The 22,641-nt window shown below is 62.2% G+C and carries 15 protein-coding genes and 1 pseudogene; 5 read left to right on the plus strand and 11 right to left on the minus strand.

The window, feature by feature from the left end:
- Positions 1 to 265: 265 nt before the first annotated feature.
- Positions 266 to 6,823, plus strand: a complete 6,558-nt coding sequence (locus AC0L14_RS08630) for a kinesin (protein ID WP_473526808.1) — start codon at positions 266 to 268, stop codon at positions 6,821 to 6,823.
- A gap of 76 nt (positions 6,824 to 6,899) precedes the next feature.
- Here the strand turns inward: AC0L14_RS08630 and AC0L14_RS08635 are convergent, their stop codons facing one another.
- The 5 genes and pseudogenes from AC0L14_RS08635 to AC0L14_RS08655 all read right to left on the minus strand — a co-directional run.
- A complete protein-coding gene (locus AC0L14_RS08635) occupies positions 6,900 to 7,343 on the minus strand; it encodes an SRPBCC family protein (RefSeq protein WP_473487095.1) in 444 nt (147 codons plus the stop codon).
- A gap of 172 nt (positions 7,344 to 7,515) precedes the next feature.
- Positions 7,516 to 8,310, minus strand: coding sequence for a methyltransferase domain-containing protein (locus tag AC0L14_RS08640; RefSeq protein ID WP_473749165.1), 795 nt, complete (start codon positions 8,308 to 8,310; stop codon positions 7,516 to 7,518).
- A 330-nt stretch (positions 8,311 to 8,640) separates the two neighbouring features.
- Complete coding sequence (locus tag AC0L14_RS08645; protein WP_473489999.1) at positions 8,641 to 9,201, minus strand: pyridoxamine 5'-phosphate oxidase family protein; 561 nt, start codon at positions 9,199 to 9,201, stop codon at positions 8,641 to 8,643.
- A 46-nt stretch (positions 9,202 to 9,247) separates the two neighbouring features.
- Positions 9,248 to 9,721, minus strand: a complete 474-nt coding sequence (locus AC0L14_RS08650) for a BBE domain-containing protein (protein ID WP_473613779.1) — start codon at positions 9,719 to 9,721, stop codon at positions 9,248 to 9,250.
- A gap of 420 nt (positions 9,722 to 10,141) precedes the next feature.
- Positions 10,142 to 10,420 (minus strand): annotated as a pseudogene (locus AC0L14_RS08655) (FAD-binding oxidoreductase); the annotation flags it as partial.
- 32 nt (positions 10,421 to 10,452) lie between these two features.
- Between AC0L14_RS08655 and AC0L14_RS08660 the strand changes: the two are divergent.
- Positions 10,453 to 10,842, plus strand: coding sequence for a cupin domain-containing protein (locus AC0L14_RS08660; protein WP_473489998.1), 390 nt, complete (start codon positions 10,453 to 10,455; stop codon positions 10,840 to 10,842).
- 866 nt (positions 10,843 to 11,708) lie between these two features.
- Here the strand turns inward: AC0L14_RS08660 and AC0L14_RS08665 are convergent.
- A complete protein-coding gene (locus tag AC0L14_RS08665; protein ID WP_473529772.1) occupies positions 11,709 to 13,466 on the minus strand; it encodes an adenylate/guanylate cyclase domain-containing protein in 1,758 nt (585 codons plus the stop codon).
- 720 nt (positions 13,467 to 14,186) lie between these two features.
- Here AC0L14_RS08665 and AC0L14_RS08670 point away from each other — a divergent pair.
- Both AC0L14_RS08670 and AC0L14_RS08675 read left to right on the plus strand, forming a co-directional pair.
- Entirely contained in the window at positions 14,187 to 14,579 is a 393-nt protein-coding gene (locus AC0L14_RS08670; RefSeq protein ID WP_473529771.1) for a hypothetical protein, read from the plus strand.
- Positions 14,539 to 15,708, plus strand: a complete 1,170-nt coding sequence (locus AC0L14_RS08675; protein WP_473529770.1) for an aldose epimerase family protein — start codon at positions 14,539 to 14,541, stop codon at positions 15,706 to 15,708. The genes AC0L14_RS08670 and AC0L14_RS08675 overlap by 41 nt, the downstream gene beginning before the upstream one ends.
- A gap of 464 nt (positions 15,709 to 16,172) precedes the next feature.
- Here AC0L14_RS08675 and AC0L14_RS08680 read toward each other — a convergent pair whose 3' ends face one another.
- The 4 genes from AC0L14_RS08680 to AC0L14_RS08695 all read right to left on the minus strand — a co-directional run bounded on the left by AC0L14_RS08680 (position 16,173) and on the right by AC0L14_RS08695 (position 20,287).
- Entirely contained in the window at positions 16,173 to 16,778 is a 606-nt protein-coding gene (locus AC0L14_RS08680) for an ABC-type transport auxiliary lipoprotein family protein (RefSeq protein ID WP_425294063.1), read from the minus strand.
- Between the two features lie 110 nt (positions 16,779 to 16,888).
- Entirely contained in the window at positions 16,889 to 18,262 is a 1,374-nt protein-coding gene (locus tag AC0L14_RS08685; RefSeq protein WP_473487300.1) for an MlaD family protein, read from the minus strand.
- Between the two features lie 14 nt (positions 18,263 to 18,276).
- Positions 18,277 to 19,098 carry an ABC transporter ATP-binding protein gene (locus AC0L14_RS08690; RefSeq protein WP_473529768.1) on the minus strand — a complete coding sequence of 274 codons (822 nt, stop codon included), beginning with the start codon at positions 19,096 to 19,098 and terminating at the stop codon, positions 18,277 to 18,279.
- A 1-nt stretch (position 19,099) separates the two neighbouring features.
- Complete coding sequence (locus AC0L14_RS08695) at positions 19,100 to 20,287, minus strand: MlaE family ABC transporter permease (RefSeq protein ID WP_123145764.1); 1,188 nt, start codon at positions 20,285 to 20,287, stop codon at positions 19,100 to 19,102.
- Positions 20,288 to 20,386: 99 nt separating this feature from the next.
- Between AC0L14_RS08695 and dgcA the strand changes: the two genes are divergently transcribed.
- Positions 20,387 to 21,370, plus strand: coding sequence for an N-acetyl-D-Glu racemase DgcA (gene dgcA / locus AC0L14_RS08700; protein ID WP_473749167.1), 984 nt, complete (start codon positions 20,387 to 20,389; stop codon positions 21,368 to 21,370).
- Here the strand turns inward: dgcA and AC0L14_RS08705 are convergent.
- Positions 21,341 to 22,558, minus strand: coding sequence for an MFS transporter (locus tag AC0L14_RS08705; RefSeq protein ID WP_473749168.1), 1,218 nt, complete (start codon positions 22,556 to 22,558; stop codon positions 21,341 to 21,343). The two genes, dgcA and AC0L14_RS08705, sit on opposite strands and share 30 nt — an antisense overlap.
- Positions 22,559 to 22,641: the final 83 nt, after the last annotated feature.

The following is a 22,641-nucleotide window of genomic DNA, read 5'->3' on the forward strand; positions in this document are numbered from 1 at the left end:
GCAACTCCGTTCTTCCAGCCGCAAAAAATAGGCCCATCCTGTGGACGACGGGTTAATGATTGGCCCGGAAAAATGTTGCGATAACGGCGCCGGAATCACAGTTCTGTTAACCTTATATTTAAAGTTTTACGTATCGCGCCGAATGCATGTTTTCTTTACCCCGGTGTGTCATTACGATACGACAGGTCCATTTTCAGCCTCTTGCGTGGGACACGACAAGCAGAATCAATAAGTCCCGCGGCAGCTTGTACAGGGTAGCGAAGGCATGGCGAAGAAAACATCGACGACAAGAACGCTCGACAACGACGTAGCCAGGGAACTCGAAAAAGCACTTGATATCGATCTGAGCGGCGATGCCGGCGGCGACCTCGACATCGCAGCGTCGATGGAAGATCTGGAAGCGCAGATATCGCAGGCTGCCGACGAGTTGGCCCGCGAAGGCCGTAACCAGAATGCCGAACCTGTCGCCGACCAGAGCCAGAATGCCGAGCCTATCGCCGACCAGGGACAGAATGCCGAGCCCGCCAACTGGAGCCTACAGACGGAGCCTGCCAACCAGGACCAGAAAGCAAAGCCCGCGGCAATGGCCAAGCCGGCTGAACTGCGCTCTTTGGAAACGCGCAATGGCCAGCCGGCCGGTTTCACGCCAGCCAATGACCCGCGTCAAAAAGACTACAAAACGCTGCTGCACACCCTCAATCGGCGTGCCTCGAACACGATCTACTGGATCGTGGCGCTCGTTTCGCTTGCCTGGATCGCGGGCGCCGGTGCATTGGCCAACCTGCTGTTTGGACCAGGCATCTGGCAAATCCGCACGCCCGGCCAGTTCTTCGCCCGTCCCGAACTGATCGGCCTGGCGATCGCTGCGATCCTGCCCGTCCTCCTGTTCTGGGCGTTTGCAGCCATGATCCGCCGCGCGCAGGAAATGCGCATCGCGGCTCAGTCGATGACGGAAGTGGCCTTCCGCCTGACCGAGCCGGAAAATATTGCCCAGGATCGCGTCATGATGATCGGGCAAGCCGTCCGCCGCGAGGTGGCGGCCATGGGTGAAGGCATCGAGCGCACGCTTGCGCGTGCCGTCGAGCTCGAAACCCTGGTCCACAGCGAGGTGAACCAGATCGAACGCTCCTACTCGGAGAATGAATCGCGCATCCGCTCGCTTGTCGACGGGCTGGGCAGCGAGCGCGAAGCGGTGGTCACTCACGCCGAACGCGTGCGCGCCTCGATCACCGGCGCGCATGAGACGCTGAAGGACGAAATCGGGGCTGCCAGCGACATCATTCGCGACAGCATTCTCAACGCCTCGACCAACCTGTCGATGACCATCACCAATTCCGGCGACACGCTGATCGACAGGATCAACCAAAGCTCGTTGTCGATCTTCGATTCGGTGGAAGGCCGGCTCGAGTCGATCACGGACCGGCTGTCGACCTCCGGCGAAGCCTTCGCCAGTCTTCTCGATACACGCATCGCCAAGCTGACGGACACGACCGACGGCCTCACCCGGTCGCTGACCGATCTGCTCGACGATCGGACCTCCGGCATGGTATCGCTGCTCGGCGGCGCCGCGCGCACGCTCAACTCCGAATTTGAAGCCAGCCTTGACGGCATCGAGCGGACGCTGGCCGAACGCGGCCAAGCGCTGATCAGTGAATTCCAGACCCGCGCCGAAGCGCTCGACACCGGCACCCAGAAGCTCAACGCCGCACTCGAGGCCCGCGCACGCCAGATCAACGAGACGCTGGTCGAGCGCGCGCGCGAAATCGCCCATACCTTCCAGGAGAGCAAGGAGACGCTGTCGGCGATGATCGATCAGGGCAAGACCCAGATCGGCGCCGACATGGCCGATATTGTCTCGTCGACTTCGTCCATGCTCGAAGCACGCGCAGGCGATTTCGCCGGGCGCATGGAAGCGGCCCGTCATGTGGTGTCGCGCTCCTTCGACGCCGACATCCAGCGGCTTGCCGATGCCCGCGTCGGCATCGAAGAAGCCGTCGAGAACCACAGCCGCAAGCTTTCCGAAAGCCGCGAACGCATGGCGGCGGCAATGCAGGCCGATCTTGCGAAATTCGCCGAAAGCCGCGCCGGCATCGACGCGGCCGTCACCGACCAGGTGCAGAAGCTTGCCGAAGGCCGCAACCTGATCTCGCGCGCCCTCGAAGAGGATCTGCGCAAGGTCAACGAGTCAAGCGCCGCCATCGATGCTTCGCTCGGCAGCCATCTCGAAAGGCTCGAAGAGGGCCGCAACAGGCTTTCACAAGCATTGAACGAAGACTCCGGAAAACTTGTACAAGCCCGTACGATCATTGACGAAATGGTTGCCGGCCATGTTGGCAAGCTCGCCGAAGGCCGCAGCATTCTTTCACGCGCCCTCGAGGCCGATCTCGGCAAGCTGGCCGACAGTCGCGCCAGCATCGACGGACTGGTCGCCGGTCAGGTCGAGAAGATCGCCGAAGGTCGCGCCATACTCGCCAAGGCGTTGGAAACCGACATTGTCGGCATCAAGGATCTTATCGAGGGCCATTCCGCCAAACTGGCGGAAGACCGCAGCCTGCTTTCGCGCTCGCTTGAAGGCGACCTGTCCGACATCCGAGGCTTGATCGAGAACCATTCGGGCAGGCTCGCCGACGATCGCAGCCTGCTTTCGCAGACGCTCGAGGCAGACCTCGCCAAATTGGCGGAAAGCCGATCGAGCATCGACGGGCTGGTCGCCGGTCAGGTCGAGAAACTGGCCGAAGGCCGCGATATCCTCAAGCGCGCGCTGGAATCCGATCTCAACACGATCAAGGACGTCATATCTGGCCAGTCCGAAAAGCTGGCGGAAGATCGTGGTCAGCTCTCCAAGGCGTTGGAAACCGACCTGCAGAGCGTGAATGGCCTTATCTCCGATCACATGAACAGGCTCGCCGAGGACCGTTCAATCCTGTCGAAGGCGCTCGAAGACGACCTCGCCAAACTGGCCGAAAGCCGGTCGAGCATCGATGGTCTGGTTACCGGCCAGGTCGAGAAGCTGGCAGAGGGCCGCGACATCCTCAAGCGCGCGCTGGAATCCGATCTCAATACGATCAATGACGTCATAGCAGGCCAGTCCGAAAAGCTGGCGGAAGACCGCTCGACCCTGTCCAAGGCGCTTGAGGACGACCTCGCCAAGCTGGCGGAAAGCCGGTCGAGCATCGATGGTCTGGTTACCGGCCAGGTCGAGAAGCTGGCCGAAGGCCGCGACATCCTCAGACGTGCGCTGGAAGCAGACCTCAATACCATCAAGAGTGTCGTCGCCGACCAGTCCCAGCAGCTGACTGACAATCGCGCACAGTTTGCGCAGGCGCTGGAAGCCGATCTCGGCAGCGTCAACGGTCTTGTAAACACCCATGCCGAGAAGCTCATCCAGGACCGCTCGATCCTGTCCAAGGCGCTTGAAGACGACCTCGCCAAGCTGGCGGAAAGCCGGTCGAGCATCGACGGGCTGGTTGCCGGCCAGGTCGAGAAGCTGGCCGAAGGCCGCGACATCCTCAGACGTGCGCTGGAAGCAGACCTCCACACCATCAAGAGTGTCGTCGCCGACCAGTCCCAGCAGCTGACCGACAATCGCGCACAGTTTGCGCAGGCGCTGGAAGCCGATCTCGGCAGCGTCAACGGTCTTGTAAACAGCCATGCCGAGAAGCTCATCCAGGACCGCTCGATCCTGTCCAAGGCGCTTGAAGACGACCTCGCCAAACTGGCGGAAAGCCGGTCGAGCATCGACGGGCTGGTTGCCGGCCAAGTCGAGAAACTGGCCGAGGGCCGCGACATCCTCAGACGTGCGCTGGAAGCAGACCTGCAGAAAATTGCGACGAGCCGCAGCGAGGTGGACGACATCATCGCCGGGCATGTCGGCAAACTGGGCGAAGGCCGCGACGCGCTGACCCGTGCGCTGGAGGACGATCTCTCCAAGCTCGCCGATACGCGCAAGGAAGTCGACCGTTCCCTGTCCGGCCATATCGACCAGATCGCCGCCAGAAGCACCGATATCTCGGACGCCATTGCCGCAGACGTCGAAAAGATCGAGCAGGCGTTCAGCCGCCAGACCGGCATCATTGAGGAGCGCGCCGCAACCATGGAGCGCGCGCTGTCGACCGGTGTCGACAACGTCCGCAGCGTGCTCGAAAAGAGCGCCGTCTTCGTTGCGGGAGCGCTGCGTGAAAAGGTCATGGAAGTCACCAGCGCGCTGCATGAGCAGGCAGGCGCGGCGTTCAGCGACGCCGATCGCAAGATCGCCGAACGTGCCGAGCAGACCTCGGCCGCCTTGCTCGCCAGGGCGGAGGATATCGCCCGCACCTTCGAGGAGGCGGACCGCCGCCTCGCCGCACGTGCCGAAGACACGTCGAGCACGCTCATTGCCCGCGCCGAGGATACATCCAGCGCAATCATGGCCCGTGTCGACGACACATCGAACTCCTTGCTGACGCGCGCCCAGGAAACAGCCGACCAGCTGGCCGCTCGCGCCAGCGAGATCGCCGGTACATTCGATGCGGCGGACCAGAAGCTGGTTGCCCGCGCGGTCGAAACGGCGCAATCGCTGGCGGCACGCGCCGGCGACATCCTGCGCAATTTCGAAGGCGCCGACGAACGGCTCGGCGTGCGCATCGGCGAATCGGCCGAAGCGCTAGCAGCGCGGGCATCGGACCTTGGCCGCATTTTCGATGCCGCCGACCAGCAGCTGATCTCGCGCATCGCCGAAGGTTCGGAGGCGCTGGCGGCCCGAGCATCCGAGATCGGCCGTATCTTCGACGAGGCGGATCACCGTCTGGTTTCCCGCATCACCGACAGCACGTCGACGATCGGAGAACATGCCGACAGCATCGTCGGGGCGTTTGCCAGCACCGAGCAGCGGGTTGCCGAACGTGCGAGGCAGACCGGTCAGGAACTGGCCGTCCACGCCCGTGAAATCGAGCAGGCGCTCGCCGGCGCCGACGAGCGCCTGGCATCCAGCGCGGCGGCTGCGGCGGCTCGCGTCGAGGAGCAGGTTGCCGGCGTCGAAAACCGTCTCGTCTACACCACCGAAACGATAGGCCAGAAGCTCAACGAGCAGGTTTCGACCGCTGAGGCGCAACTTATTTCGCGTGCCAACTCGATCGCCGAAACCTTCACTGCGGTCGGCCAGCATATCGGCCAGAGCACCAACGACGCGGCGAAGACCATCGGCACTAACACCCGCGAGCTCAACACCATGCTTGCGGCACGTTCGGCCGAGATCTCGAAAATCCTCGACGAAACGGCACGGCCGCTGGTCGAGCGCTTCGCCCTGGGCGGCTCGGAACTGCAAAAGAGCATGGAAGAGGTGACCGAACGCGCCACCGAGAAGCTGCGCAGTGAAAACGCCACCCTCGTCAATGCGCTCGCCAGCCGCACGGCCGAAACATTGTCGGCCGTCGAAGGCGCGCGCTCGACGCTCGCCGACAGTGTCGCCGATCTCATCGGCCGCATGAGCACCTCGAGCTCGCAGCTCGGTCAGTTGATCGAGCAGGCGGCGGCCAATCTCGGCCAAGTCGACGAACGCCTGACCGGCAGCACGCAAAGCTTTGCGGCGACGACGGAAAAAGCCGCGCAGACCTTCGCCAGTTCGGCACGCCTGGTCGATTCGAACACGACACGGCTTACCGAGCTGTCATCCGCGACCTTGCGCGAGGTTGCCTCGATCGCCACCAAGTTCGACGAGCACAGCCGATTGCTGTCCAGTGCTTCGGATCTGTTGAGCTCGGCCCAGAGCAACCTCGAACACACGCTGGAAAGGCAATCGTCGCTGGAGGACCTCGCCGTCGGCCTGGTCAAGAAGTCGGAGGATCTCGAAAAGGTCATGCGCTCGTTCGAGGATCTGGTCGGCCAGACGTTGCAGAACGCCGAAGGCAAGACGCTGGAGTCGGCGGACAAGATCCGTACCGCCATCTCCGACGTCGTCGATTCGGCAACGAAGCGCTTCGCCGACGCGACCGAGGAGATGCGGCGCACCGCCGGCTCGATCAAGAGCGAGCTCGACCTCACCCGCGCCGAGCTCAAGAAGGGCGTCATCGAGATGCCGGAAGAGGCAAAGGAATCGACCACGGCCATCCGCCGCGCCGTTTCCGAGCAGATCAACGCGCTGAAGGAACTTTCGGATATCGTTGCGAAATCGGGCCGCAACACCGACTCCTCGGAGCCGCGCAACCTGCGTCCTGCGCCGCAAGCGCCTGCCGCGCGCGCCGCTGAGCCGCAGGGCCGTCCTCCAGGCCCGCAACCGGAGCCTCTTGGCCCGCAGGCGCCATCGGGTGACACCGCACTGCGCGGCACGCTCGACCTGGAACGCCCGGCTGAGACGGCGCCGCGCCAGCGCGACCCCAATGGCCGTACGCCGCAGGGCGGCTGGGTGCGCGATCTCTTGACCGGGGCATCGCGCGAAGAGGGCGCCAAGCCCGCGGCACCTTCGGAAGCGCCACGCTCGGCCCCTGCCCAGCGCTCGCCGCTTCATGTCGTGGAGTCGCTCAACTCGCTTTCCGTCGACATCGCCCGCGCCATCGATCACGACGCCTCGATCGAGCTGTGGGACCGCTACCGGCGCGGCGAGCGCGACGTGTTCACGCGGCGTCTCTACACATTGAAGGGTCAGCAGACTTTCGACGAGATCCGTCGCAAATATCAGATGGAGGCGGAGTTCCGCGCCGCCGTCGACCGTTACTGCGACGATTTCGAAAAACTGCTCAAGGACGTGTCGCGCAACGACCGCGACAACATGATGGCGCAGACCTACCTGACGTCGGACACCGGCAAGGTCTATACGATGCTTGCACACGCCAGCGGCCGCCTGCATTGATCAGGCGATAGGGACCGAAAAGGCGGGAAAATTTCCCGCCTTTTTCATGCCGTCCCGCGTCCTCGGGGATGATGCTCTATTGATTGATCTCCGGTTCGACGAGCCTTGCCAGGTTTCGCAGCGACTCCTGCCAACCGAGATAACAAGCCTCAGCTGGAATGGCGTCCGGAACACCTGCCTGCGTGATATCCAGTTCCGTGCCGACTGATACTTTCTTCAATATCACCGTCACCTGCATCTCACCGGACAAGTTAGGATCGTCGAACTTGTCCGTATAGCGCAGGCGTTCGCCCGGAACGAGCTCGACATATTCGCCGCCAAACGAATGGCTTTTGTCCGTTGTGAAGTTGCGGAACGACATTTTGAATGTGCCGCCGACTTTGGGTTCCAGATGATAAACCGTGCAGGTAAAGCCGTTGGGCGGTAGCCATTTCGCGAGCGCGTCCGCCTCAACGAATGCGCGATAGACTTTTTCTGGGCTGGTTGCCAGAACGCGGTGCAGGCGTACGGTACTGGGCATATCATTTATCCTTGTGATGTCGTTCCATGCCCAAGGACGAACCGGTCTTGACCAATCCGACACAAGTTCTGAGGTTTTTGGAACCGGGGCCGCAGACCTTCATGTAGGGCTCTCTGCGACCGCTTTCGACCCTTCTCTGCCCTTCCACCGAGTTCAGCTTGAACTGTCCCAGTCACGCAGCCGCAACTTTGTCGGCAACAAAGAGGTAACGATTGAGGCTGAAGAAGAACTTCCCCTGCTTGCCAAGCTCGGCGAATTCAGCAAGCCAGGCGTTTGCTTCCTCCTGGGACACGCCTCTGCGTCCGACCGCAAACGACGCCATGATACCCAGCGCACGCTTGCCGTAGGTGTTATCGTGGTATTCGGGATTGAACATCGGGATCACGTTGCGCTGTCGGATCGTGAAACCGGCGTCGCGGAGGTGCCCTGACAAGATGCGGGGTAGCCCGGCGTGTACGAAATGTTCTTCCCAGGCCGATAACACCCGCCCCATGCGCGCCTCGTCCTCCGTGTGAATCACCAACGACCTGTAATCCGTGTCCAGAACGACCACGCGACCGCCCGGACACGTTACCCGATAAAGCTCCGCAAGGGCTGCCGGAATATCCGCAACATATTCGTAGACCTGAGTCGATACTGCGGCATCGAAACTACTATCCGGATACGGTAGGTTGGTTGCATTTGCCCGCTGGTATTCGGTCCAAGGCAGGTCGGCGCAGCGCTTTCTCGACATGGCTAGCATGTCTTCGCTGATATCAATGCCGCACACACGGCCCTCACGCCCGACTGAAGCTGCCATGTCATAGGCCAGGAGTCCGGGGCCGGAACCGATATCGAGAACCCGTTCACCCTCCCTCAGCTGCAGAGCCTTTAACACTTGGCACCGCTGTGCGGCCACGTCCGGAGTTAGATAGAGCGCCTCGACCTTTCGGCTGGTCTCTTCGTCAAATTGCAGCCCACCGCTCATTTGGTTTGACCTCCCTAAATAGCGCCAGCGCGACAGGCATAGCCACCACTTTAGATTATCATATCCTCATCATATCCGCCTCCCCTCAGCCGGCTCGCGGCGATGTGGTCATGATGCTCGATCTCAGGAACTTCGGCTATTGGCGCGAACAAGCCTGCCAGCGGCGGGCGAATTGGAACCCATTCGAAGAACCAGCGTCGCAATCGGGTGGAAGTTTGCCGTATGGCGCGGCTGCGAACGGCCGCTTCGCGCCACGAGGCGGACATCAATCGGGGGAGACCGCGACGAGTCAACTCCGGCGCCCCATCGTTCTTGCCGCAGGATTCGCAGTCACTGCGGTCGGTCGAAGACCTCAAGAGCGACCAGGCCATCGATGCTCCGCACATTGTGCTCGTGCTTGAACTTGACGATCTCCCGCTCGCCTTTCTTCTCGGCCCACCTCAGAAGCGTGTCCCGCGGTTTCACGAATTTGTAGAGGGGCACACCGAAGCCACAGGAATCCTGGATGCGCGTAAGACCGACGCGAATGACGGAGCGCACGCCGAGCTTGCGGCCGAAGCGCTTGTTGATCGCCGCGAAGTCTGGATTGTCGGGTTCCAACACCTCGCCCCGGCCGTAGAGGCGCAAAATGAACGGCGGCCCTTCGAAGGCGCAGAACATAATGGTGATCCGCCGGTTTTGCTTGACGTGAGCGATGGTCTCGGCGCCGCTTCCCGAGAAGTCCAAATAAGCGACGGTATGGGGATCAAGGATGGCGAAGGTATCCTGGCCCTTGGGCGACACGTTGACGTGGCCACCTTCCTCCAAGGGAGCAGTGGCAACGAAAAAGACATGCTGCCGTTCGATAAAGGCCTCGAGCCGATCGGTTATGTGTCCATAAAGCTTGCCCATCGCTGCCTCCGTCATCTGGCGCAACCATTCGCCAGAGTTCGGCCGATCATGGCCGCTCGGGCACAGGCGGAATGTTTTGGTTGAGACGGAACAGGTTGGTCGGGTCATATTTCCTCTTCAGCGCCATGAGCCGGAGATACTTGTCGGGACCGTAGGCGGCCCGCACCCGCTCCTGCCCCTCTGCGCCGAGGAAATTTACGTAGACGCCACCCGTCGATAGTGGATGCATTGCTTCCCAGAAGGTTCGGGCCCATGCGACATGACCTTCGGTGGTTTGCGGATCGGACCACACCGCATTGATATTCAAGGCGTGTTCGGCGTTGCGATCCTCGAAAGCTGTCGCTGAGCCATCAATTCGACGGATAGCGCCACCCAGGTGGAACAGGATGGTGTAGGACATCGGCGACGGCGCCTGCCAGGCGTGCCCAATCAGCGCGTCGAGCTTCGCGTCGTCGAGCGGCCCGAGATAATCGGCTTTCCAGTAGTAGTGCAGACCATGGGGCACGCTCGCATCGAACATGCCCTGGTGGCTGGTGTACGGGGTCGCCCTGATCAAGTCGATGAGGGGCTCGCCGAAACGCCGCAGCGGCGCGAGAACGCGCTCTCCGTCATCGAGCGAGCCCGCGTAACAGACGGCGATGACGACGACAGGGCGACCGTGGAGATCCGAGGGCAGGTACGGCGCCGGCGGCGCCTTTCGGAGATTGACGATCGTCGTCAAATCGTCCGGCGCAGTGGCGATGTAGTCGCGATAGATACGGAGCACTTCGGGCGCCCGTTCAGCGGCATGCAGCACCACGCCTGCGAGCACTTGTGGCCCGACCGGATGGAGACGATACTCGAAGCCGGTGACGATGCCGAAGTTGCCGCCTCCGCCTCTCAGCCCCCAAAGAAGATCGGTATTCTCGCGCCCGCTCGCGCGGCAGGATCCGCCGTCGGCGGTCACAACGTCGGCTGCAGCGAGGTTGTCACAGGTCAGTCCGTGCCTGCGCATCAGCCAGCCGATGCCGCCACCCAGTGTGAGTCCAGCGATCCCCGTATGCGTGACGATGCCGCCGGTGGTGGCAAGGCCGAACGCCTGCGTTGCGCTGTCGAAGTCGCCCCAGAGTAGTCCCGGCTCGGCACGCGCGCTTCGGCGCTCGGGGTCGACTTCAATGCGCTTCATGCCGGAAAAGTCTATGACGAGCCCGTCATCACAGACCGCACTGCCCGCAACATTGTGCCCACCGCCGCCAGCTTGGGCAAGTTAAGATGGCCTTCAAGCCCGTCGAGGCTTTGGGGGACTATAGCGTGTGGGAATCGACGAGTCCGCCCGGCTCTGGTGCCGGCCTCCATCGCCATGATTATGACGAGTGGCATATGATCATCGAAGGTCGATACGAATGCCAGGTCGGCGACGAGGTTCGCGTTCTTGGCTCAGGGGAGATGATGTTTGCCCCTGCTGGAACACCGCACGCCATCAAGAATGTCGGCCCGGGCGAAGGGCGGCAAATAGGGATCAGTTCGCCTGCTGGGGCATTTGAAGCGTTTATCGCAGATGTGGTCAATTCGCAGGTCGATAGTGGCAATCCGTCAAGGCAGGGGGCGGCGACTTTCAGGGACATTGCCGCCAAGCATGGAGTCGAGTTCATCAATGCCTAAAGGACCAAAGGCAAGAAGCGTCCCGCCGAACGATCCACGCGCCGTGCTACTCTGCCAACGGAGGGGATCATGCAGATTATTGATCCTAACCTTCAGCCGAGGCAGCCGCGCTCTGCATAGTCGCACCGGGAGGTGGCACACGTACTCACAGCCATTCCGTCGAGGAAGTCTGGCCGTTCTGGAAGGCCAAGCCGAGCTGTGGTTGGATGATGAACGAGAACAGTTTCAACGGGACAATCCGTCATCGTGCCAGCCGGCACGCCAATCTTCGAGGCCTCTTTCGAGGGGCAACCGGAAGTGATGACATTGGGCTACCGCAAAAGCATAACACCCGCCATCTTGATGGCTGGATGGGTCGATGCAAGCCGTAGCGCGAACGGCAGCTATGGAGAAGCGCCGGGAGGTCGGCAGTTGGCGCGACCGAGCCGGCCAAAGGATTCGGCTCTGCCGTACAGCCACGGAGCGTTCTACGTCGCGGTTGGGTGGAAGGCCGTCGTTCGCCTCGCTCATCGGGACAAGCAGGTTGTGCCATGAACGGACGTTCTTGGTTCACAAGTTCATTTCGCGGATGCCACAATGAAACGTGCCGCTCCGTGTGACTAGATCGCCGCTGCATCGGTCCGGCATTCGGTAGCAAACGCCACCAGACTTGAGCCACGCCTTCCAGCGTCTGGACGCCCTTACTCGCGATGAGCCAATCACGGGGAGCGTTTCGGCGATAGCTGAAGCGACCTTCGTGTTGGCAGCTTTGTTGCGGCGGCCGCGAGATGGGCTTCCACGCAGCACAATTCCGAAAGTCGTCGCGACATGCTGCCAGGAACGCTCCTCACCGGTAAGCGATCGGTTCTCGAGGTCAATCCAACCCGTCAATTCAGGCCGGCACGGGCAAGTCCCTCGATCAGGCGCGCCCGATCCTCGGCGCGGACGAAAGCAGATGTTGCTCCGACCGCGTCCCGTGAGATGTCAGGGACTAGCGACTTGAGCCGTCCGAGCAAGTCCGTGGCAGCCTCCTGGTTGTCCAGAAGTCCGGCACAGGCTGTGCCGATCACCAGCGGATACGCGTGGCCGGACCGCAAGCGATGCGCCTCCCGTGCATAACTCAATCCAAGCTCGTAATTCGCGCCCTGGAAGTAAGCCATGGCGTAGTAGAACTGAAAGTCGCCGAGAAAAGCCTCGCGCGGGCTCAGTCTGAGGGCGTAGTCGATGCAAGGAATGGCGTCCGCCGCGCGGCCCCCGTTGGCATGCGCAAGTCCCAACTGGCCGTGTGCAAACGCGGAGTTGGGGTTGATCGCGACAGCCTGGCTGATCGCTGCCATCGCCAGGACATTGTCACGCGTCGCAAAGGCTATCATCGCCTGCGCGAGGTAAGCCCACGGTTCCTTATCGTCCGCGGCAATGGCTTGTTGGACGATATCCCTGGCAAGGGCCAGGGCGTATCCCATGTCCTCCCACCCCTGGAACGCGCGCCACATCGTAATCCAACCTTTCATGGCGAGCGCCTGGGCATAATCGGGAGCCAGTCCGATTGCCCGATCGAGCAGGGGGAGCATCTTCCGGCTGCTCTCCTCAGACAACTGGGAACACAGGAACACCGCCCGCACGACACATTCCCAGGCATCAAGGCCATGATGCGGCTTGGGGCTTTCGCGGGCATGCTCTGCCGCCAGGAGTTCCGGCCCGATGCGGCCGACGACGCTTGCGGTGATTTCGTCCTGAATGACGAAGATGTCGCCGAGGTCGCCGTCGTACCTTTCGGCCCAGAGATGGGCTTCGGAGGCCGCATCGATGAGCTGCGCGGTCACCCTCACGCGGTTGCCGGACTTGCGGACACTCCCCTCGAGAACATAGCGGATCCCGAGCTCGCGCCCGATGGCGCGCACATCCACGGGCTTTCCCTTGTAGGTGAACATCGTGTTGCGGGCGATCACGAAGAAGCCCTTGAGCTTGGATAGCGCGGTGGTGATATCCTCGGTGAGCCCATCGCTGAAGAAGTCCTGCTCCGGGTCGGCGCTCATGGCGTTGAACGGCAGCACGGCAATGGATGGTCGGTCCGGAAGTGCGGGCCTGGGCGATGCCGTTCGTGCGGTCGTCCCTTCCAGAAGGGGGCGGTACAGTCGCACCGGCCGCTCCATGTTCTTGAGCGCGCGTTCGCCGAGGTACTCGTAGTCGCAGTCAAGCTTGCCCTGGAGGTGATCGTACGCCGTGCCGGAAATGCAAATGCCGCCTGGATCCGCCAAGGTCTGGAGGCGGGCCGCGATGTTGACGCCATCGCCGTAGAGATCCCCATCAACCTCGTGGATCACATCACCGAGATTGACGCCGATCCGGAAGATGATGCGTCGCTCCGTTGGGATATCGGCCTGGTTCTCGGCAACGCCCTTCTGGATGGCGACCGCGCACGCGACGGCATCGACGACCGAGCCGAACTCCACGAGCGCACCGTCGCCCATCAGCTTGACAATACGGCCCTGATGCTCGGCCAGCAGCGGATCGATCACCTCCCGGCGCAGAACCTTCAGGGCCGACAACGTCCCAGCCTCGTCATGTTCGACGAGGCGGGAATAGCCGACGACGTCAGCGGCCAGGATCGCGGCCAGCCGCCGCTCCGCTCTTGCAGTTGCCATGGCTGTCTCTCCCTCAGGAGATCCGCCGGATGAAGCCCGGGCGATTGACGCGACATGCACCATCCGGCTGCCCGACACCGCGACCGTGCTGGTTCATGATACCACTGAGACGGTCATGTGGCGACGCTTCACGAGAGTGCCGCCTTCAACAGGAACAGGATCCGCGAAGCGGTCACTGCAAAGGTCTGTTGCGGTCCAATGGAAGGACGGCGTCATTCGAAGGAAGGTCCGTTTTCGGGACTTCGAACCCACTGGCGCGCTGAACTTGCCGAAGCGGTTTCTTCCGTCGTTGGCGGTGGGAACAATCGCTCCGTCAGCCACGTGTCCCAACCTCAGGATGGTCCGGAGTGGGTCAGGACTTCCCCTTCAGGCTCTGCAGCGGTAGGGCAGAGAAGGGTCGAATCCTGCGGTTGAGCGAATGTCGGCAATGGAGAAGCCCGCCGAATGACCGGAATTGGCGCACGTGGTCGGTCGATGCGTTCCGACTTCAGATCGCCTGATGAGGTTCGGGAAGGTCCGGCCGGGGTGTGGAAACCTGCCCTCGAAATTGACCGCCGAAATGACTTGATTGCGCCTGCCTGCAGACATTCTGCGGTACGGCCGCGCACCGACTAGACCAAGCTAAAATCAGAAAAACTTCAGAACGACGTCGGTACAGGCTCCTTTCGCGGACGCATAATGCGCTCGAACCGAGACGAAAAGCGTTGAGCGTGTACCAACATGATGCTGACCCTCACCCCTGAACTTGTAGCCAAGGCCCATCGCCACGTTGTCGTTCCAGGACCGCGTTCAGGGACTATCTATCTGCAGGACGAGGATCATGCGTGGTGGGTTGATCATATCGTTACAGGACGCGGGCAGAGCCGCGAATTCTGGGTGTTCGCCTACGGCTCCCTGATCTGGAAACCGGAATTTGCGACCGGCGGTATCCGGCACACGCTTTTCAAGCACGGTGCTATTGTACAATCTCTACCAGGACGCGCTTACCTTGATAGCCCGATGAGTTTAGAATTGGTCTTTCAGGCGGCTCGTCAGAAGCCGCCGGCGAAGAGGCCTATCGAGGGAGGAAACCATGACGCCGATCGAACCAAACAGGTCGCGTACCTGGCATAGGTCAGTGCTCGGCGCGGCCGTGCTCGGCATGGGCGTGCTGCTGACGGGAACGAGCGCCGGCGCCGGCTCTGTGGACAAGACCCCATTCGGAAACACGCAGGACGGCAAAGCCGTCGATCTCTACACGCTCACCAACGACAGGGGCGCGTCCGTCAAGTTCATCGCCTATGGCGGTATCATCACGGCGATCAATGTGCCCGACCGCTGGGGCAAGCTCGACAACGTCGTGCTCGGCTTCAAGGAACTCGCCGACTACGAATCCATGAACCCCTATTTCGGCGCCTTGATCGGGCGCTACGGCAATCGCATCGGCGGCGCGAAGTTCACGCTCGACGGCACGCAATACCAACTCGCCGCCAATAACGGGCCGAACAGCCTGCACGGCGGCACGAAAGGCTTCGACAAGGTCGTCTGGGCGGTCGAGCCGCTGAGCAGCGTCAGCGGCGCCGCAGCGCGGCTCAACTACACGAGCAAGGATGGCGAGGAAGGCTATCCCGGCACGCTCACGGTCCAGGTCGTCTATAGCCTCACCAACGACAACGAGCTGCGCATCGACTACGAGGCGACGACCGACAAACCAACCGTGGTCAATCTCACGAGTCATTCCTACTTCAATCTCGCCGGCGACGGCACGGGTGGGATCGACGATCACATCCTCACGATCAACGCCGATCGCTACACGCCGGTCGATGCGACCTTGATCCCGACCGGGCAGCTCGCCTCCGTGACCGCCACGCCGTTCGACTTCCGCCAAGGGGCGCCGATCGGCGCACGCATCCGCTCGAACGACCCACAGATGGCCTATGGCCGCGGATACGATCACAACTTCGTGCTGAACCGGTCGGGTGGTGGACTTTCGCTCGCCGCCCGAGTCTACGAGCCGCGCTCGGGCCGGATCATGGAGATCTCGACCACCGAGCCCGGCGTCCAGTTCTACAGCGGCAACTTCCTCGATTCGACGCTCGTCGGCGCGGCCGGTCAGCAATACCGCCAGACCGACGGCTTTTGCCTTGAGACGCAGCACTTCCCGGATTCGCCGAACAAGCCGTCATTTCCAACGACGGTGCTGAACCCGGGCGAAACGCTGAAGTCGACTACGATACACAAATTCTCCACCGACGCGTCCTAGCGTTGCAGCTGCGTTCTTTTCTGGTTGCTGAATCGATGGGTCGCCATGATTCGGAGATCATGGATGACGGGCGTTTCGATCGAGACGCTGGAGCTCTGTGCGTCGTCGCTGCGGGAGGCAAGGCAGCGGATCCGGAGCTTGCTTGCTGGCGCTATGTCCCCGGCGGAACACGCAGCGTCTCCGCGGCGAAGCAGGCGAACGTTGCGGCTTTCCATCGCCCACAAAGCCGCCGGCCGTAGCCAAATCAGACCTTCATGCAAGTCGCTGTCTACGTCCGAAAGGGGGTCGATTCAAAGCTGTAGCGCGAAGGGCGGCTTTGGAGAAGCGCCGGGAAGGTCGGTAATTGGCGCTCCCTGCTCGTTCCAGTCGTCGAAACGGACGGCAGTTCCCCACCCGTCTCGGCCATTGGCGGCAGCCAGATGATTGAGTTTGATCCTAAGCTGCGCCCGGCAGTTCCGGCTGTGTCAGATCACCGAATCGGTCCAGCGGACGATGTCCTTGGCGGCATCGCCGAATGCGCGGTCGAGCGCGCCGACATAGGCCTGGTTCCCGCCGCCGGAGACGGGCGCGGTCGCGGTAAAGCTCTTCGAGGCGCGCACCTCGCCATTGCGGTCGTTCAGTATCCGCACGAACAGCTCGACCTCGGCATGTTCGCCGCCGTCGACCCGGACTTCGAAGGAACGGACTTCGACGATCACCTGATAGTCGATCGCCAGCCCCTCGCCCGGCTTGCCGACACCGGCGAAGCTGCCCGAGCGCTGGAATGTCTCGGCCAGCCGCGCCTGCACGATCAGCGGCAGCCGATCGGCCCATTGCGCGCCCTTGAGGTACTGGATCGAACGCACAGACGGCTTGATAACGATGTTCTGGCTGTCCAGCGCCTTGAGCGCGGAGGGTTGGGCAATGAGGATCTGGCGGCGGCTGCGGCCGCGCGCATCGAGCGGCGGCGCCGACAGTTCGAATGTGTCCAGGGGCGCCGGCCCGCCGCCCGGCAAAAACGCGCAACCGGCTAGCGAAAGCGTAAGCAATGCCACACCCGCTTTGAGCCCGCCCGATTTGACCCCGCCCAATTTAAGCACCACCGACTTCACACGCGATCCCCGTTGTCCCCCGAATCGTATGAGCAATCCGCTTCCGCAGTGCACTTGCCTGCTGTTCTTGGGGCGGGCGAAAGCCGAAGTCAACGCCGCGCCCTGCCGTCGAATTGCCGAACCTCGCCTTCGCCGCCTGACAGGATCCGCTGCGGATTGCGGCTGAGATCCGTCACCGCCTCTTCGATGCGGCTGATCGAACGGCGGCTGTCCTGGACCAGCGCCTCGACGTCCTGCAGGCCCTGACCGGAGAATCGCGCCAGATTGTCGGTGATGGTGCCGAGGCGGGCGTTCAGCGTGTCGGCGACCTGCCTGAACGATTTCAGCGTATTCCTGGCATCGGCTATCATGCCGTCGGCCTGACCTGAGCCGAGCAATGTATCGACCTTGGCGAGGATGCCGTCGACGCGCACCGAAGCGTCGTTGAGACGCTCCGCCAGTTGCTGCGCGTCCTTGATCGTCTGGTCGATATCGTCGGCCCGGTTGGCGAATTTGCTGGTCACCTTGGCGACGTCGGCGGCAGCCTCGTTGGCGTTTTCGCTGGCCTTCTGGATGTTGGCCAGCGCGGTGCGAACCTGTGCCGGGTCGATGCCGTCGAGAACGCCGTCGACCTTGGCCAGCGTGCCTTGCGTCCGTTGGGCGAAATCGTTGATCGATCCCACCGCGGTGTCGACATTCCTGACGACCGTGTCGAACTGCTTGCTGGTTTCCTTCAGGTTCTCGGTCACCGTATCGACATTGGCGACGATGCTCTTGATCTGATCCTTGTCGACGGCGTTGAGCAGCCCTTCCGCCGCCTTCAGCGTACCGTCGAGCTTGCCCGAGACGCCCCTCAATTCGTCCGACAGCGAACTGACGCTGGCGAGGAATTTGTCGATGCCGTCGGAGTTCTTGGCCAGCGCGTCGGAGAAGGTCTGCACATTGTTGACGGTCTGCGTCAGCGGCCCGCGAACGTCCCTGGTGAAGCCTTCGAGCTGGGTGAGAACCGTATCGGCGCGGGTAAAGATGTTCTGCGCCGTCTGCAACAGGTTGGTGACCGCCGACGGGTTGGCGACGATCTCGGCGACGCGGCCCTCCGCCTCCGCCTGGTCGAGAAGGTTGACCTCCTTGAGGTCGGCGCCCCTGAGTTCGATATTGGCCTGACCGGTGAGGGTAGCAAGGCCGATATCGGCCTGCGTCGATTTGGTGATCGGCGTCGTGCGGCCTATTTCGGCTTCGGCTATGGCGGCGGTCGGATTGGCGAGGTCAATATAGACTCGCCTTACATCCCCAACCCTGACGCCGTTGAACAGCACGAAACTGCCGCGGCCGAGACCGGAAGCTGATCCCGGAATGCGCACCCGCAGCATCGCCGTCTCACCCCTCTCGCCGATCGCGGCCGTCCAATAGACGAACGCGAATGCTGCCAGGATCGCAGCTAGCGTGAAAATGCCGACAATGACGTAGTTGGCTCTGGTTTCCATTTATCCACTTATGGCTACGCGCGGGCCGCAAGATCAAGTTGCCGCGCACGTTTTCCGCGAAAATAGGATTTCACCCAGGGTTCCTCGCTTCTGAGCATGTCGTCGATCGTGCCTTCGACCAGCACTTTCTTGTTGCCGAGCACGGCCACCCGATCACAAGCGGTGAACAGCGTGTCGAGATCGTGCGTGACCATGTACACGGTCAGATCCATGGTATCGCGCAGCTTGACGACGAGTTCGTCGAACTCAGCCGCGCTGATCGGATCGAGGCCGGATGTCGGCTCGTCCAGGAACACGATGTCGGGGTCGAGCGCCAGTGCGCGCGCCAGCGCCGCACGCTTGATCATGCCGCCGGAAAGCTCGGACGGGAATTTCCGCGCCGCATCCGGCGGCAACCCGACCAGTTCGACCTTGAGCATCGCCAGCTCGTCCATCAGCTTTTTCGGCAAATCGAGATATTCGCGCATCGGCACCTGCACGTTTTCGAGAACCGTGAGCGCCGAAAACAGCGCGCCGTGCTGAAAGAGAACGCCAAGGCGCATGTCGATGCGAAGACGCTCCCTCTCGCTCGCCTTTTCGACATCGACGCCGAACAGCTTGATCGTTCCCGACTGCTTGTGCACCAGGCCGAGGATAGTGCGCAGGAGAACCGACTTGCCGGCACCAGAGGCGCCGACAAAGCCGAGGATCTCGCCGCGCCTGATATTGAGTGACAATCTGTCGAGAATGACCTTGTCGCCGAAGGACACGGTGATGTCGCGCGCGGAAAGCACGATCTCGTCTTCGTCGGCCCTTTCCGCAACCCCAGTCGCCTTTGTGCTGCCCTGCGTCGCCATGTCAGAACTCGATCGCCGCATAGAACATGGCGAAAAGCCCATCGAGGATGATGACCACGAAGATCGACTTCACCACCGAAGCGGTCACGTGTTGTCCCAGCGATTCGGCGCTGCCGCCAACCTTCATGCCTTCGACCGAGGCGATCGTGCCGATGATCATGGCCATGAACGGCGCCTTGATCAGCCCGGCAAAGATGGTGCTGAGATCGATGGCGACGCGCAGCCGGTCGATGAAGGCGGCCGGTGCGATGTCGGAATAGAGCCATGCCGCCGCGATGCCGCCGCCAAGTGCGGCGAAATTGGCGATGATCGTCAGGCAAGGCAGTGCGATCACCAGCGCGACCAGCCGCGGAAACACCAGCACGCCGATTGGATTGAGCCCGATGACCTTCAGCGCGTCGACCTCCTCGCGCATTTTCATCGAGCCGATTTCAGCCGTAATGGCGCTGCCCGATCGGCCGGCGATCATGATCGCGGTCATCAGCACGCCGAGCTCGCGCAGGATCAGCACGCCGACCAGGTCGACGACGAAGATATCGGCGCCGAAATAGCTGAGCTGATAGGCGCCTTGCTGAGCGACGATCGCCCCGACGATGGCCGACATCAGCACGACCACCGGGATGGCGCCGACGCCCATGCGGTCCATCTGGTTGAAGATCGCCGCCGGATTGACCGCATGGCCGCGGCCAAGCTTCATCTGCGAGCCGCGTATCGTGGCGCCCAGTATATTCATCGCGGCCAGGAAATCGTCACGCATCTCATAGACGCGCCGGCCAACCGCCTCAAGCGCGCGAATGATGATATTCGGCGGCCTAGCGGTGCCGGAATCAGGTTCGCGTCGAACCGCGTCACCGACGGCGCCGAGCAGGATCGAGGCAATCTCGCTTTGCCCCTGCACCGTGATTTCCACACCCTTCTTTTCGAAGGCGCTAACCAGACGGTCGATCACCCAGGCCCCGGCGGTATCCATCTTCTCGATACGCGAAAGGTCGATCGCCAGCGTCTGGAAACCGCTGCGCTTCTCGATCTTGCGCATCTCGGCGTCGACCAGCGTCACGGTGCGCGTCGTCCAGTTTCCGGAGAAGGCGCAGCCGAGAACGCCGCCCTCCTCACCGACCGCGACGCGTGGCTGGTGGTCGGCCTCCTTGGCGGTCTTGCCGCTTGCGAAGCGTTTGCGGATCGTCAACATGGCGTCCTGTTTAGCCTGACGGGCCATCTGTTTAACCTGACGGAACCCACCTGTCGATTTGCCGACAAGCTTGTTGTCGCACAGCCGGAGCAGAAAAATATGGCGCGTGTCATTTCGGTCGAGTCCGAGCGCTTTCCCATCGCCGGGACCTTCACCATTTCGCGCGGTTCGAAGACCGAGGCCGAGGTTATCACAGTGACGATCAGCCAAGCCAACCATAGCGGGCGCGGCGAATGCGTTCCCTATAAACGCTATGGCGAAACGATGGACGGTGTGCGCGATGCGATCGAGGCGATGCGGGAGCAGATTCAAGGCGGCATCAGCCGGGCCGCGCTGCTCGACGCCATGCCGGCGGGCGCGGCGCGCAACGCCGTCGACTGCGCGCTATGGGACCTGGAGGCGAAGATCACAGGCAAGCCGGTCGCTTTCAGCATCTGCATGGTTCCGCCGAGGGCGCTTGAAACGGCCTACACTCTGTCGCTCGGTGAGCCTGGAGCGATGGCAGCCCAGGCCCGCGCCAACGCCCAGCGCCCGCTGCTCAAGGTCAAGATCGGCGGCGACAACGATATGGCCCGTATCCGTGCGGTTAGAGAGGCGGCACCGGCGGGCCGCATCATCCTTGACGCTAATGAGGGCTGGAGCGACGACAACATCGTTGCAAATCTCGCCTTTGCCGCCGAATACGGCATCGCCCTGATTGAACAGCCGCTGCCGGCGGGCCGTGACGGCATCCTTCGCCACATCGCGCATCCGGTGCCGATCTGCGCCGATGAAAGTGTGCATGAGGCAGGGGGCCTTGCTTCGCTTGTCGGCCTTTACGATGCCGTCAACATCAAGCTCGACAAGTCAGGCGGCTTGACCGCTGCTCTCGTCCTTCGCGATCGCGCCCGCGAACTGGGTTTTGGCGTCATGGTCGGCTGCATGGTCGGCACGTCATTGGCCATGGCGCCGGCCGTGCTCTTGGCGCAGGATGCCGATTTCGTCGATCTCGACGGGCCGCTGCTGCTTGCCCGCGACCGTGTTCCCGGTCTCGTCTACCAAGGTTCACTGGTGTCACCGCCCGATGCGGCGCTGTGGGGCTGAACGCGCGGCAAACCCGATCAGTACAAGGCCGACCAAGGCGATCGGAACCATGGCAAAAAAACCACCCACGCCGAAGCGGTCATACAGAGGCCCGGACATGAGCGTCACCACGGCCGTGAAAAAGCCGTTGGAGAAATAGGCGATGCCTTGCGCGGCCCCGGTGCGTTCCTCCGCGACCGTCTCACCGATCATTTTCTGCAGGCCGATCAAAACCAGCGCCACGGAGACCGCATGCAGCGTCTGGACAGCGAAGAATCCGGCAATGCCGAGGCCGAGCGGCCAGATCATGGGGAAGGCAATCCAGCGCACGATCGCGCCTATCCCGGCCATCACCATGATCGACACGACCGAGAAGGAGCCGAAAACCCGGGTAAAGACCATGAACATGCCGATCTCGGCCACCACACCCCAGCCCCAAAGCAACCCGACAACCTGATCGCCGATGCCGATCGATTTCCAGTAGATCGAGACGAAGCCGTAGAAAAACGCGTGGCTGGCGGTGATGACGCCGACGCCGATGGAGAAATACAGGAAATAGGCGTTGAGGAGTTTTGGCGCCGATTGCTGGATGTCGGCCGCAGAAAGCGGCGAGGCACGGCGCGGACGGCCGAGCCGCGGCGCGATCAATCCGACGACAAGCGCGGCGCCAAACGCCACGAAGATGATCATCGGAACAGCCTGGGCGCCGGTCGCCGACAGGATGAAACCGCCCGCAAGATTTGCGCACAGATAGGAGATCGATCCCCATTTGCGCATGCTTGCGTAGTTGGAGCCGAAGCGGCGCACACCCGATAGCGCCAGCGAATCGGCAATCGGCGAATGCGGTGTCCAGACCACGGTGAGCGCCAGCGAAACGGTGAGCACCATGGCGTAGGTCGGCGTCAGGAAATAACCGGCGGACGCAGCCACAGATGCGGCCACCAGCGCGACATAGACATGGGCGCGGTCGCTCGCCCTGTCGGCCAGTGCTGTAAGCAATGGCGTCGTCACCACGCGCAGGAACAATGGTGCTGCGAGAATGACCGCTATCTGCTCGGCATCGAAACCCTCTGCCTGCAACCACAGCGGGAAATATGGCAAATGCATTCCGAGCGGCACGAAAAGCGTGAAGAAAATCAGGCCCATGCGCAGTTCGAAATGACGCGGCTTGACGAGCTGTTCGGGTGAAAGCGGCGGCAGGGAGGACATCAACAGGCAATCCGTCGGCGCAGCGTTCAGCCGAGTCGGCCTGCAGCGCACGCCAAATCCATAACATGCTGAAAAAGTCGGCG

The organism is Mesorhizobium sp. WSM4841, from assembly GCF_055811515.1.